3 protein-coding genes are annotated in these 15778 nt (G+C 38.0%); all 3 read right to left on the bottom strand.

All coding sequences use genetic code 11. The annotated features are described in order from the left end of the window. Window positions 1-33: 33 nt before the first annotated feature. A complete protein-coding gene (locus HWQ41_RS12050; protein WP_292762948.1) occupies window positions 34-888 on the bottom strand; it encodes a phytanoyl-CoA dioxygenase family protein in 855 nt (284 codons plus the stop codon). 190 nt (window positions 889-1078) lie between these two features. Then, a complete protein-coding gene (locus tag HWQ41_RS12045; RefSeq protein ID WP_292762945.1) occupies window positions 1079-10315 on the bottom strand; it encodes a non-ribosomal peptide synthetase in 9237 nt (3078 codons plus the stop codon). 21 nt (window positions 10316-10336) lie between these two features. Further along, on the bottom strand, window positions 10337-15778 hold a 5442-nt coding region (locus HWQ41_RS12040), incomplete at its 5' end, for an ATP-binding sensor histidine kinase (RefSeq protein ID WP_292762943.1).

Genomic DNA, 15778 nt, shown 5'->3' with positions numbered 1-15778 from the left:
TTTTTTCATAATTTTGCGTAAGTCCTGTCTATTTTAAAGCTTGACGCCAGAAAACTGGGATAACGCATTAGGTGCTAGAGGAGTGACTGGTCGATAATCTTTACTCACAAGAAAATCTGGTCGGGGATTTTGAACTGGTAAAGGAATATTTTCAATACTATTATAAGTAATAATCACTGTAGAACGCCCAAATGGGGAGATATTATTTGATGAAGCATGTACAATATTACTATCAAAAAATAGTACTGAACCCGCCGCAGCTTTTATCAAAGTAATTCCATACTTTGATACTAAATCAGTAACTAATTCCTGGCTTAGAGAATACTTCAAATTAGCACTAAAACTCGATATCCATGCATCGCTATCACTAGAACTATTAGAATTTGTGGTTGCCACTTTAGGATTATGAGTAGTAACATCAATCATCTCTTCTTTATGGGAACCAGGAATAACAAATAGTGGCCCATTAAATTCGTTCATATCATCTAATAAGCACATAGCATTGACTACTTGTGGTCTTGACATTCCATCTTCTTTACGCCAGTAAATGTAGTCTTGATGCCATTTCCAAATATCACCAGTAAATGCTGCCTTAAGATTTACTTTGAATTGATATATATATACTTCATTGCCAACTATTTGCATAGCAGGTTCAACAATAAATGGATGTCGTGTTAGGCAATTGAAAACATCATTTTTAGTATGCAACCCGTGAAGTGAACGTACAGTTTTACCATCTTTCTCAAGAATTTTTTTGGGTGAGTTTTCTGTAGATAGAGCAGATAATTCTGCTTTCATCTTTTCGACTTCAGTGCGGGAGAAATATTCTGACAATAAAAGAAATCCTTGTTTTTTATAGATTACTAATTGCTCTTCTGTTAAGTACATATTAAAACCCTACATCGAGGAACAATTAAAATTTAACTCTTTTAAGATTTACAGACATTGCCATAAATACTTAAATAGTTAAGGATTTATTGATAGGTTAAACTACTCAAAAAGTATTAAAATCATTCATTGCTTATTTAGGTATTAATGAGTATTACCTATCTGTTACCCCCCCCAACAAATTAGTCTGCTATACAAACTTCATATTTAAAAATCCGCTACGTTGGAAATAAGCTAAATATTTACTGATTAATTCAGTATCCATTGATGGACATATAATAGACGTATCGGCAATTGCATCAAGTGTATTGCGGCAGTCTAAATCAGCAGTATTTTGATATAGCTCCCATGCAGCTAGTTCTTGATTCACTTTTTCAGTTAACATTGGCAAAAGCGGGAACAAGGGATTTGTCTGTGAATACTGAGCTTGATTGATTAAATTATCTGTCCATTGGGAATATGGTACTTTTTGAAGTTGGTATCCACAAGCCGATATCAACTCAAATAATTTAATTAGATCGATATTTTCGGATGGTAAAGGCACTAGATGAAAGGCTTTTCCTAAAGATTCTTTCTTCCTAGATATTTGTACAATGGCTTTACTGGCATAATCTACAGTGATTAAATCTTGTTTTTGATTGACTAGTTCTGGAAAACTACCTACTTGTATACAACCTTTGATCAATCTAGATATGAAGTCATCTGTATTAGTTACGCCAGTCTGCGGATGACCCATTAAAAATCCTGATCTAATGACTGTTACAGGGATTCCTCTAGATTTAGCAATCCAAACAAGTTTTTCGGCTACCCATTTACTTTGTGTATAGCCAATCTCTTGAGAAAGATAAGGTTCACTATTATCAATATCATCGTCCTCATAAAGGATATTCAATCCATTTAAACAGGCCATTGCACCAAAAACAGCCATTGTTGAGATGTAGTGTACTGGCTTGAGTTGATGCTGACACGCTAATCTGAGAACTTCTTGAGTACCAAGAACATTTGCTGCCTTAATTACAGAGTAAGGTTTAGCAAAGTTGACTTGAGCGCCACTATGATAAATCACATCAATCTGCTCTGCTAGCTTCTCAAATTGCTCTATGGAAAGTCCAAGATAAGGCAAAGCTAAATCTCCTGGTATGGGGATGATTCTTGAACTTTGGCTTGCATCCCATATTAAATATTTTTCTAAGGTTTCCTGTAGTCTTTTGAAACCTTCACTTTCGTTATTAGCACGCACAAGACAATATATTTTCGCCTGAGTTTGCTGTAGCAATTCATGGATTAAGAAAGCACCTAAAAAGCCTGTTGCTCCTGTTAAGAAAATATGCTCTAGCTGACTGATATCGTTAGCAAGCACTCCCTGAGGATAGATATTTGGATCGAGTACAGCTTCAGCTTTGAGATTAACAACAGTATTGAGACTAGCAGTTCCTTCTTGACGTACTTTCTCAACGATTTGGCTGAGACCTTCTATAGTCTGCTGCTCAAAAATACATCTTACGGGCAGTTCTACTTGAAAAGTTTCTCGTACAGACATCATTAACTGCGCTGCTAGCAGAGAATTACCGCCAAGCTCAAAGAAATTATCTCGAATGCCCAGATGATCAATACCGAGTATCTTAGCCCAGATGTCGAACATTTGTTCCTCAGTAGGAGTACGAGGCGTAATTAATGCTACTTCTAAATTCGATCTGGACTGATCCGGAGCCGGTAGTGCGCGACGGTCTAACTTGCCATTGGGTGTCAATGGTAATTTCTCTAGGCACACAAAAGCTGTAGGTATCATATATTCTGGTAGCTTTTGTTCGAGAAAGCGGCGGAGTTCTAAAGCCAGCTTGCGAGTAAACTTACTCTGTAGCGGTTGATTGGCATAGTAATTCCAAGGCTTAGTGTGAACTGGATCTTGAAAAGCGATCGCCTCTGAGAATACATCTACCCTTTGTGTTTGGCAATGTCTGAAAACTACCTCATAACAGTCAAGCACACTAGAGTCTGACCAAATGATATCGAGCAAATAGGGTAAATCCTGGCTCAAATTCCACAGTTCTTCAGGATCAATCCCTGTCTGGGGAAGTTGTTCTAGATGCGATCGCAGTTCGCCTACTGTCTTAAATCCATCTGGGTTGTTTAGCAATTCTACAGTCTTGACTTCCTTAATTACCCTAGCATTAGGTACGTTTCTAATTAAGAGAATTTCTGGCTGAGTTGCTAATAGCAGATGACGAACAGATGACAGCGTTAGCTCTTGTTTTTGCCAATCTAGCCAAGGAATATCTACAGTATTATCCGTATTAGTTCCTACATGCAGAATCACATCATAGCGAAACTTTGTGAGTTCATTGTGATACTGACCGCGCTTGACCTGAATTTGAACGTGGCCAATCTTGGGGAAGTGCTGACGCAATGCGGTGAAAAAGGCTGGGTGAATTACCAGTTCTTCCTCTTGGTTGAGGCGTTGTTGAACGCGCTCTTGTAACTGTACTGTGGAAAGTGCGGATGATGCTTGATACAATGCTACAGAAGCGTGGTAAGCCTCTAGTAAGGGTAGGCTACGCACATCTCCGACAAAGATAAAACCACCAGGCTTCACAGCATTGATAGCTCCTGCCAAAACTTGCACCAGATAGTCAATGCTGGGAAAATACTGAACTACCGAGTTGATAATTACCGTATTAAAAGCATCTGTCTGAATGTCTTCAAAATTATCAGCTGGTCTTTGCAACAAAGTCAGTTGTGGCCAATCTTGACCGGACATTTGTAACTGTTGGATTTGTCGCAAGGCTTCAGGCGCAAAGTCAGTACCCCAATACTTACTGCAATGGGAAATAATTTTGCATAGCAACAGACCTGTACCGCAACCAATTTCTAGTACTTGGCTTGGTTGTAGAGAAAGAATGCGTTCAACAGTGTGGTCTACCCACTCACGCATCTCTTCCGCAGGGATGGGCGTACCTGTATAACTACTATTCCAACCAATAGTATTAAATACTTGGTTCTGTTCCTCAGTAGTTTGCTTGTAGGTTTGATCGTAGAGTGTTTGCCACTGGGAAAGGTGTTCGGTTTGCCAATCTGCTAATAACTCTTGGGCATTCTCATCTTGTTGATTTTGCACCACATAAGCTACTAAACGCTTTTGTCCGGGTACATCTTCGCGATCTATCACAACACCTATCTTGACTGAGGGATGTTGACTCAGCACGGCTTCAACCTCTCCTAACTCAATCCGAAAGCCGCGAATCTTCACTTGGTGATCGATACGACTGAGATACTCGATATTGCCATCTGGGAGATAGCGAACTAAGTCCCCTGTTTTATAAAGGCGAAGATCGTTATTGCCTTCTACCTCCTTAAAGGGGTTGGGAATGAACTGAGCATCTGTAAGATCGGGGCGATTGAGATAACCGCGTGCTAAACCAGCGCCACCAATGTAGAGTTCTCCTGGCACACCCACAGGGACAGGTTGTAACTGAGAGTCGAGTATATAGAACTGAGTATTGGCTATAGGCCGACCAATCAGAATGTGTCCGTCCTCAGATATAACTTTATATATTGCTGACCAGATGGTAGTTTCAGTGGGGCCATAAACGTTCCATAAAGTAGCACATCGCTGTTGCAACTGTTGAGCTAATTTTCTTGGTAAAGCTTCCCCACCGCAGAGTATTTTCAGATGTTTACTGCCCTGCCAACCTGCTTCTAGAAGCAGTTGCCAAGTGGCTGGGGTAGCTTGCATAACGGTAGCACCGTTCGTTAATTTTGCGATTAACTCTGTGCCGTCCATAGTCTCTTCCCGACTGATCATAACGACACGGGCACCGAGAGTAATGGGTAGGAAAATTTCTAGTACTGCAATGTCAAAGGATAAAGTAGTGACGGAAAGAAGTATGTCTTGCTCTGTCAGTTCTAAGTGCTGACCCATGAAGTGGAGGAAATTCACTACAGAGCAGTGCATAATTTGTACACCTTTTGGTTTGCCAGTGGAACCGGAGGTGTAGATTACATAAGCTAAGTTGTCAGGATTAATACTAGTATCAAGGTTATCTTGGCTTTGTGTAGCAATATCCCGCCAGTCTCTATCCAAACAGACAATATGCGCTTGATGTTTAGGCAGTTGCACCAATAAATGTTGTTGGGTTAATAGCACTGATACCTGAGAGTCTGACAGCATCAAAGATAAACGCTGTTGTGGATAGGCTGGATCTAAAGGTATATAAGCTCCACCAGCTTTGAGAATCGCTAATAGAGCTACGATCATCTCTAGCGATCGCTCCACACAAATCCCTACCAATACATCTGGCCCGACACCTAAAGCTTGCAAATGGCGGGCTAATTGATTAGCTCTAGCATTTAACTCGCAATAAGTGATTTGCTGTTCTGCAAAAATTGCTGCTACAGAGTCAGGCGATCGCTTTACTTGGGCTTCAAATAGTTGATGAATGCAAATTTCCTGCGGGTAATCTGCTTGAGTTTGATTCCATCCCACTAATAATTGTTGGCGTTCAGCAGGTGTTAAAAGAGGTAAATCTGCAACTTTCTGATCTGGATTAGCGACAATTCCTGCGGCTAAAGTCTGAAAATGTTCTCCGATGCGAGAGATGGTAGCAGCGTCAAATAAGTCGGTGCTGTATTCAAACCAACCACTAATCCCATCTGGCGTTTCAAATAATTCTAAGAATAGATCAAACTTGGCTGTACCATTGTACTCCAAGCGATGATTGATGCTTAGACCAGAAAGTTCCAGAGCTTGCATGGGTACATTTTGCAGCGCAAAGCAGATTTGGAACAAGGGATGGCGGCTCAAATCACGCTCTGGTTCTAGTTCCTCTACCAGCTTTTCAAAGGGGATGTCTTGATGAGCGTAGGCTTCTAAGGTAACTTCTCGCACTTGCTTGAGCAAGTGGCGGAAACTAGGAGAGCCAGAAAAATCGCTGCGTAGTACTAAAGTGTTAACAAAGAATCCAATTAAATTCTCAATTTTTTGGTGGTGACGATTGGCAATTAGCGAACCTACTAAGATATCTTCGCTATTCGTATAGCGGAATAGCAGTGTTTGGAATGCTGCTAAGAGCGTCATATATAAGGTAACTCCCTCCTGCTGGCTGAACCGAGTTACTGCCTCGCTGAGAGATTTGGAGAATGCTAGAGGTTGACGCGCCCCGCGATAAGTTTGGATTGCTGGACGGGGGCGATGGCTAGGTAACTCCAAAATGGGTAAATCTGCTAACTGCTGCTTCCAATAAACTAGTTCCTGTGATATGACTTTTTCTTGCAACCATTGTCTTTGCCATACAGCAAAGTCTGCATACTGAATGGTCAGTTCAGCCAGGGGAGAAGGTAGACCATTGGCAAAAGTCTGATACAGTAATGTCAGTTCTCGAAACAACACGCTGACAGACCAACCATCAAAAACAATGTGGTGAATGCTTAAAAGCAGTAGATATTCCTCTGCATCTAACTGCAATAGGGTTGTTCGCAATAGGGGCCCACGGTTGATATTAAAGGGCTGCTGGAACTCTTCAATCATTAACCTTTGAATTTCTGTATCTTTTTGTGATTCAGACAGCGATTCTCTGAAAGAGACACTTCGCGATCGCAAATCTACCAGATGTATAGGTACACTCAAAGCAGGAGCAATAATTTGTACAGGCTGCCCATTTGATAAAGCAAAAGTGGTGCGTAAAACTTCGTGCCGCCGAACAATTTCGTTGATGCTTTGCTCTAAAGCGCTCAGATTCACCTGACCAAACAGGCGAAAAGTTTGGGGGAAATTGTAAAATGGACTGTCAGGCAACAACTGTTCCAGAAACCATAATCGCTGCTGGGCAAAGGAAAGAGGCAAGTTTTGGTTGCGCGTTACAGGTACAATCGCTTGAGTGTGCCATTCTAGATTTTGCTTGAGTTGTGCCTCGATACTTTCAGCCAAGCTGGCAACAGTAGGTGCATCGAATAAACACCGCAATGGTAAATCTAATTGATAGGTATCTCGAATACGAGAGATTACCTGAGTTGCTAGCAGTGAGTGTCCCCCAATCTCAAAAAAGTTATCGTAGACACTAATCTGCTCCAATCGCAAAACTTCCACCCAAATTTTTGCTAGTACTTCCTCAACGGTGGTACGAGGTGAGACAAAATCTTGCTCCAGATTCCGTCCAGTGCGATCGGGTGCTGGTAAGGAGCGACGATCTACTTTCCCGTTAGGTGTTAGTGGCAATGCATTTAACATCACAAAACTAGAAGGCACCATATAATCTGGCAGCTTCTGTTTGAGAAATCTACGGATGTTGCCACTCACTGTGCGCTGTAAAATTCTCCATAGATGTTGGGTTTCCAAGATATGCTCTATGCTTTGGTGAAACAGGTTTTTTTCGGTAGGTGTTAAAGTCAACTGAAGACCAGCCCGCTTCCCTTGATTCCAAGCAACGCTGCCGTTTAACCATAGTTCTTCCGATGTCACTGGCAAGCGTAGGCAAAGACGGACGCGCTTACCTTTAGCCCAACTAAATGGCACTCCTACCAAGCAAACGCCACCAATGGAGATATCCTCTGTTTGTAGTTCTACTATCCGGTTGTCATCAGTTTCCACTCGACAAACACTTTCATAAGGTACTCGTTCTGGAATCAAGTTGGAGACAATATAACCAACTAAGTGCTTGTCCCCAGGCACATCCTCACGCGCTATGACTGCGGCTTCGCGCACGTCAGGATGCTGCAATAGCATTGTTTCTATCTCCCCCAACTCAACACGGAAGCCGCGAATCTTCACCTGCTGGTCTATCCGACCCAGGTATTCAATATTACTATCTGCTAAGTAGCAAGCTAAGTCACCTGTTTTATACAAGCGATGCGATTTCGCATAAGGATTGGGAATAAAACGTTCGGCAGTGAGATCGGGTCGATTGAAGTAACCCCTAGCCAAACTATCGCCACCAATGTAAAGCTCTCCCGGAACACCGATCGGAACTGGCTTTAACTCTGGATCGAGTATGTAGATTTGGGTGTTAGCTATGGGACGACCTATAGATGGATAAGTAGGCCAGGAATCAGGATTCTGATCTAATGTCAAAGCTGTTACTACGTGGGTTTCTGATGGCCCGTAATGATTATGAAATGAGCAGTGTGGTAGCGATTTGAATAATTTGACAATGGCTGGGGTGATTTGCAGTTGCTCACCGGTGGTAGTAACTTCTTTTAAGCTAGTAAGTAATTCCAAGTGAGATACAGCCATTTCTGCCATTTGCTGTAGCACGACAACAGGTAGGATAACTTTTTCAATCTCTTGACTCTGAATAAAATGAGCTAAAGCTGTAGTGTCCCGACGCGAGTTTTCTGAGATGAGAAACAAAGTTCCTCCTGAAGACCAAGTAGCAAACATCTCATGAAAGCTCGCATCAAAGCTCAAAGAGGCAAATTGCAGGGTACGTACACCTGTTAATAGTGAGTTTAAGTGCCATTGCAGTAAATTCACTAAAGGACGGTGAGCTAAACAGATACCTTTTGGTTTGCCTGTAGAACCAGAAGTGTAGATGATATAGGCTAAATTCTCTGCTGTTACTTCACTAGAGGGATTTTCCTGACTATATTGGCCTATGTTGTCCCAGTCGGTATCTAAACAGATAATCTGCGCTTTGGTTTCAGGAAGCTCTGCTAATAGTTTTTGTTGAGTGAGTAAAACTGATACTTGAGTATCCTCAAGCATAAAGGCTAGACGTTCCTTGGGATAAGCTGAATCCATTGGTACATAAGCCCCACCAGTTTTGAGAACTGCCAAAACTGCGATCGCCATTTCTAGCGTTCTCTCTACACAGATTCCCACTGGCATATCTGGCTTCACGCCTAGCGAATGCAGATAATGTGCTAACTGATTCGCTAGCTGATTGAGCTTCTGGTAAGTAAGTGAAGATTGTTCGTGCTTCTGTGCCTCTTTAAAGACTACTGCTATAGCATCTGGCGATCGCTCCACCTGCGCTTCAAATAGCTGATGAACGCATTCATCTAATGCGTAATTCGTACTGGTATTGTTCCAGCTTTCTAATAAGTCTTTATGCTCGCTTTCTGGCAATATATTCAATTGATGAAAATACTCACAACCTTGAATAATTTGATTGGCTAAGAAGAGCAATCTTTCTAAAGTTTTTACATATACAAAAAAAGTTTCATTATAAAATATTTCTATCTCTATAGTATCCTTAAACTCGTTAACTATAAGATGAACTTCATTATCAGCAAAAGAATTATGAACAGTTAATCTAGGCTTTTCTTCAGCAATAGGTAGATTAATAACTCTGAATTTATAAAAATTATAGAAGAATTTTAATGGTTCCTCTTTCAAAGATTTTTTTTGTTGAAATACAGAAATATTTTGATAATGGCTGAGATTTTTTCGATAATCATTTATATATGAAAGATAATTAAAAATGGTTGAATTGTTTCCAAGAAGATTTTGATTAACAATAACAGGAACTACTTGATAAAGACAACCTAAAACATTAAGTGTTTGCTTATCTCTTTTACCGACAATATCGTAAAATACAAAATCTCCTGGCGCTTGTAAATACTTACTCAAGTAAATACCATACACAGCCCTAAAAAAAGCTGGGATATTACATTTATTTAATTGGCAATATTTTCTAATTTGCTCTAGCTGATTCCCAGTAATTTGTACTTTTCTAGATTGGGCTTCGTTTTCTCCTTTGGGTTTTATATAAGATGTGACAGGAATAATATTGCTTAAAGATTTCTGCCAATACTGCTGATTTTCTTGAGTATCAAATTCAAGTAGATGCTCTTCAATACAATCATAAAAAGAACCAAGTTTAAATTTTTGAGGAATATTACCTGCTTTTAAATCTAAATAAACTTTTCCAACTTTTTCAAAGAAAATTTTGGCAGAATATCCATCAAAAAGAATATGAGGCGCACCTACAATAGCAGTATAATTACCCTGATTATCCTTGACTAAAATATTTTTAAATAAATAATTTTTGTGAAATTCAAACTTTGTTTTAACTTTTTCTTTTATGATATATTCCAAACTATTAAAATAAGCATTATTAGTATTTATTTCGATAAATTCAAAATGAATATCAGCACTTTGATCTACAAATTGAAAAGCTTCACCTTGATAAAAAATAAACTTTGTTTTAATTGTATCATCTGCTTGACATAGTATTTTTACTGCCTGTTCCCAAATAAATCTATCTAAATTTTTTGGTAGCTTTACCGATATTCCTAAACTGAAAATAGTACTATCTGGATGGAGCATATTATCCAGATATAAATCCCTTTGTGTAGTTGTTAATCGGGATATTTTTCCAATATTTGAAGGTTCATAAGGCTTATCTAGTATAGTTCCTGTTACCAAAGCCATAAATACTTCAGAAATTGAGATATTAGAAACATTTGTAACTTGAGAATTGTTAATCATCATGATTAGTTTAGGGTAAGGTTTTTACTTGACTAATTTAAAACTTTTTTGATTTACTGAAAGTTCAATTATGAACTCAGTTCCTTTTCCTGGTATTGACTGACAACTGATTTCACCTCCATGTTTTTCTACAATAATTGTGTAGCTAATAGATAATCCTAAACCAGTACCTTTGCCAATAGGTTTGGTTGTAAAGAAAGGATTGAAAATCTGAGAAAGTATATCCGGTGTCATCCCAGAAGCATTGTCAGCAATGCGAATAGCTAGCAGATTTTGCTCTAATAACTCAGTAGTTATTTTGATATAACTTGGATTAAGTTCAGTGTTCTCCAATGAACGGTGAGAGTTATATTCTTCCAAAGCCTCAATAGCATTAGCTAACAAATTCATAAATACTTGGTTGAGTTGACTTGGATAACAATCTACTAATGGTAAGGAGCCATAATTTTTGATAATTTGAATATTAGAACTGCCTGACTCAGTTTTGAGTCGATGTTGTAAGATTAGCAAGGTGCTATCAATACCTTCATGAATATTAACTGGCTTCATTTCTGCTTCATCCAAACGGGAGAAGTTACGTAAGCTCAGAACTATCTGGCGGATGCGTTCGGCTCCATGCTTCATTGAAGATAGCAATTTGGGTAAGTCTTCAATCAAAAATTGCAAATCTATATCTTCTTGTTCTGCCAGCATTTCAGGAGTCAGATTGGGTAATACTTTTTCATAACTTTTAATTAGATGTAACATATCTTTAATGTACTCACTAGCATGAGAAATGTTGCCATAAATAAAATTAATTGGGTTATTAATCTCATGAGCTATACCAGCAATTAATTGACCTAAGCCAGACATTTTTTCTTTCTGAATCATCTGTAACTGTGTTGCTTGTAGTTGCTTTAGTGTAAGTTCTAATTGTTCTGCTTGTTCTTCCAAACACACATTTTTTTCATGTAATTCCTGTGTTCTTTCTTCGACTTTTAGCTCCAGATTTTTGCTATAATTTTCTAATTGCTGGTTAGCTTGTTGCAGATTATCATTTAGTTTAGATAAATTAGTATACAGCTTGGCATTCTCAATAGAAATGGCTGCTTGAGAGGCAAGAATTTTTAAAACTTCTAAACGTTCAGTAGTAAATGCATTTGTTGTTAAGTTATTTTGCAGATACAGAATTCCGATAAGTTTACTTTGATGGATTATCGGTGTACATAAAACGGACTTACATTTATTCTCAATAATATAAGGATCTCTACTAAATTTTCCTTCAGATATAGCATCACCAATAACGACACTTTCTTTAGTTCTGATCACATAGTTGAGTATAGATATTGGCACATATAGACTATTATCTAAAGACATGGAAGTTTCTAAAAACATCTCATTTTTGTTAACTCCCACAAATGCTTCGATTACCATTTGACCATTTTTCTCTAAAAGGAAGCAGCTAGTTTGTGCCCCAGCATTTTCCATAACAATTTTCATCAACTTAGCTAGCAATTCATCTAGCATGATTTCACTAGAAATAGCTTGCGAAGCTTTAAAAACTGTAGACAAATCAAAAGATGCCAAATTATTGATTTTGCTTGAAGTAGTTTGTAAGCTAGCCTTCAAAGTAGATGATTCCTGATTTATTCTTAATGGGCAATAATCGGGGTATTTTGACTCTAAATCACTGACTTTTGCGATCGCTCCCCAACGTACATAAGCATGATAAGATTCTCTCAGGTAAAAGATCGCCTGCTGATCTCTACCACGGGAAAAGTAAAATTCTGCTGCTAACTCGCTGGCTAGTGCTTCTTCTTGAAAATATCCCTGTTCTTTGGCTCCTTGAATAGCTAGCTCATAATACTCCATAGCTATAAAGGTTTGCCCTAAAAATCGCGCTTTTTCCGCCTCCACTAAATCATATTTATGCTGATAGTTAGCAGGAGCATGACCAGCCCATATCCGCATTTTTTCCTGATTGGCATTGATCACAGCCATATATTCTTGTTGAATGTTAGATTCAACATTTGGATATAAAGCAATTAGAGCTAGTGAATAGTATAGGTTGTGGATGCCAACCGTCATCATCCCCATCACACTACCTATAAATTCTGAAGCTAATTTGGCATTATCAATTGCTTGAGTGTAATCTTTAAATAAGTAAAAAAGAATCAATTTGGCAACATAAGCAGCAAACAAAGAAGTAGCATTATTAGTAGTTTTTAGATATGGCAACATTGCTACTTCATTAAAACTATCACCAACTAGAAGATGTTTATTTTGTGACAAACCTTGCAGATTAAGTGCTAGCTGATGCCAAATTTTAATGTAGTTTATAGGAAAATCTAGTTTAAATTTTCCTAATAAATTAATATATGATGCTTGCTGATGAGCTACTGATTCAAGTTGTTCTCCTCTAAAAAATATATGACCGCAATAGTGGACAGAGCAATAGCCAGCGTATTCTAAATCTCCAATTTCTAACGCGCTTTGAATTCCTTCTTGCAACGGAGTAATTGTTTCTCTAAGATGCTCTTTCCAATGAATGGTAAAACCATAAAATGGTGCATATACTTTACTTTTAAGTTCAACACTTTGGAACTGCTCTAATATTTGCCAAGCTATTTGACCAGAGCGATATCCAGCATCAATATTTTCAAGATAGCCACATAACAGCATCCCATAATAAGCATATCCGTGAGCCGCCAAAGCTGAATGACCGTGTTCAATACAGAGATTGACGACAGTCAAGATTATCTGGGCAAAACTTGTCTTTGTCGGGTTAGTAATAAAAGCAGCACCAGCAATAGTAACAAGGATTTTTAAAGCTGCCAGTATGGAAGGATCTTTGACAACTGGAAAATTTTCTAAATCTTGAAGCTGAGGTAAATTAGCTATAGTACTTTGCTTATTTGGTGCCGCCGACAGAGGAACCCCCAACTTTGCGATCGCTTCTAGTCCAGTATCAATGGCTTTAAGCATCTGATTTTGAGCCATATAAAACTGGATTTGTAATTGATAAGCCTTGACTTGATCGAGCAGATTGCTAGCTTGGTCTAGAATAATTTCAGTTAGGATAGTTGCTCGTGTAAAATTAGTATTTAAGTACTCTAATTCTACGCTTTCTAGATGAAGTACTAGTATCAAGTCGTAGTTATTTTCCCAACTTGATGGTGTGAGTAATTCTAGTCCAACTGTTGAATAGCTAAGGGCAGCTTCGTATGCTGATGATGCTTTTGCTTTTTGGCTAGCTATCAGATTTAATTTAGCTAGCTGATCTCTTTGAGATTGATCGCAAATAAATTCAGTACCTAAATTTAAGTGGTTAACAATATTAAAAATGTTTTCTTCAATTTCCTGTGTTTGGCAAGATTCTAGTATTAATTGCCCAATTCTTAGGTGAGTTTGTTTTCTTTGCGATTCTGGAATCAGGGAATAAGCAGCTTGCTGGATGCGATCGTGGAAAAACTTATATGAAACTTTTAATTCTTGATATTCTAAGGATATAGATATGTCTTTGTCAAAAAACAGTGGAGCTTTATAGTTATCGCTCAATGGGAGAATTAGGCTTGTTTGAAGTGCTTCCCATAATTCCGAGGCGGTTTCTGACTGAGATTTTTGATTTACAATTGCTAGAATGTCTATGTTAAACCGATTGCCAAAACAAGCAGCTAGTTTTAAGACCTGTTGTGTCTCTTGAGGCAATTTTTTAATATTTCTCACAATTAATTCTAGGGCATCATAATCTGTAATCCCAACAGTCTGAATTTGATTTATTTCCCACTGCCATGTTCCACTATTAAAGTCAAAATTTAATAGCTTTTCTTGGTACATAGTTTGGAACAACTGAGTTAAGAAAAAAGGATTTCCTTGAGTTTGATTAAAAAGAAGTTCAGCTAGTATTTTTGTTTTTTCTGTTGCAGTATGAAGTGTATCCACTATTAATTCATACACATCACTAATATTTAAAGGCTTAAGTGTAATATTATTTACAATCGTTCCTGCTTTTTGGAGTTCATTCAAGGTTTGATTCAAATAATGAGTTGATATGACTTCGTTATCTCGATAAGCTCCAATCATCAAAAAATATTGGCTATCATCAAGCATCAGCATCTGAATCAATTTTAGAGACGCTAAATCTGCCCATTGTAAATCATCGAAAAATAGAACAAGTGGGCGTTCTTTTTGAGTAAATACTCGAATAAACTTTTGAAATACTCTATTAAAGCGGTTTTGGGTTTCAATTGCTCCTAATTGCGGCACAGGTGGCTGTTGACCTACAATCTTTTCAATCTCAGGAATAACATCAATAATAACTTGACCAATTTCACCAAATGCTTCTAAAAGCTGCTGTTTCAAAACAATTATTTTTTCAGCGCTTTCTGTTAATAACTGTCCAGTTAATTCTTGAAATGATTCAATTAGAGCCGTATAAGGGATATTTCGCTTAAATTGATCGAATTTACCAGAAATAAAATATCCACGTTGTTGGAGAATAGGTTTATGAATTTCATTAACTAAGCAGGATTTACCAATCCCTGCATAACCTGAAACTAACATCATCTCACTTCTGCCAACACTTACTCGCTCAAAAGCTGACATGAGAGATGCTACTTCTTTCTCACGTCCATAGAGTTTTTGAGGAATTGTAAATTGGCTAAATTTATCTAACTTGCCAGGAATAAAATTTTCGATTTTTCCATTATTTAATAACTGCTTGAAACAAATCTCTAAATCTGCTTTTAGCCCTAAGCCACTTTGATATCTTTCTTCAGCAGTTTTAAATAATAGTTTCATTACAATATTAGATACAGCCCCCGGAATTTTTGGGTTGATCTGATCAGGAGGTATCGGCTGTTTGGCAATATGAGAGTGAATTATTTCTAAGGGGTCGGTGCAATTAAATGGCAAATTATCAGTCAGCAGCTCATAAAAAGTTACGCCTAAAGAGTAAAAGTCTGTGCGGTAATCAACCGACCTATTCATGCGACCTGTTTGCTCTGGAGACATGTAGGCAAGTGTTCCTTTAAGCAAATTAGGATTGCTGATTATTGCATTTTCCTTTGACAGGCGTGAGGCAATGCTGAAGTCAGTAATTTTAACCTGCATTGACTTAGGATTAATAATTATATTTTGTGGTTTAATATCTTTATGAATAATATGTTGTTCATGCAAATCTATAATAATATCCGCAAGCTGAATAGCTAATTTTAAGCAATCCATTATATTGAGTTTATTATTATGGATGAATTGTTTTAGGTTTTGTCCTCCCATGTCCTCTAAAACTAAAGCGATACTGTTTTGATAATTTTCTAATCCATAAACTTTTATAACTCCTGGTAAATCTAATGATTTAGCAATTTCATACTCATGTTTAAACTCTGTTACATACTCAAGATTAGCGTATTCACTTTTGAGTATTTTAAGGATAACCATTCTTTCATTCGTAAATTCTTGTGCCCGAAAAACAACAGTATCTAGACC

It is taken from the genome of Nostoc sp. NOS(2021) (genome assembly GCF_017115025.1).
In the GTDB taxonomy this organism is placed as follows: domain Bacteria; phylum Cyanobacteriota; class Cyanobacteriia; order Cyanobacteriales; family Nostocaceae; genus Nostoc.
The sequence above is the reverse complement of the archived record's forward strand: the minus strand, read 5'-3'. Positions and strand labels throughout refer to the sequence as shown.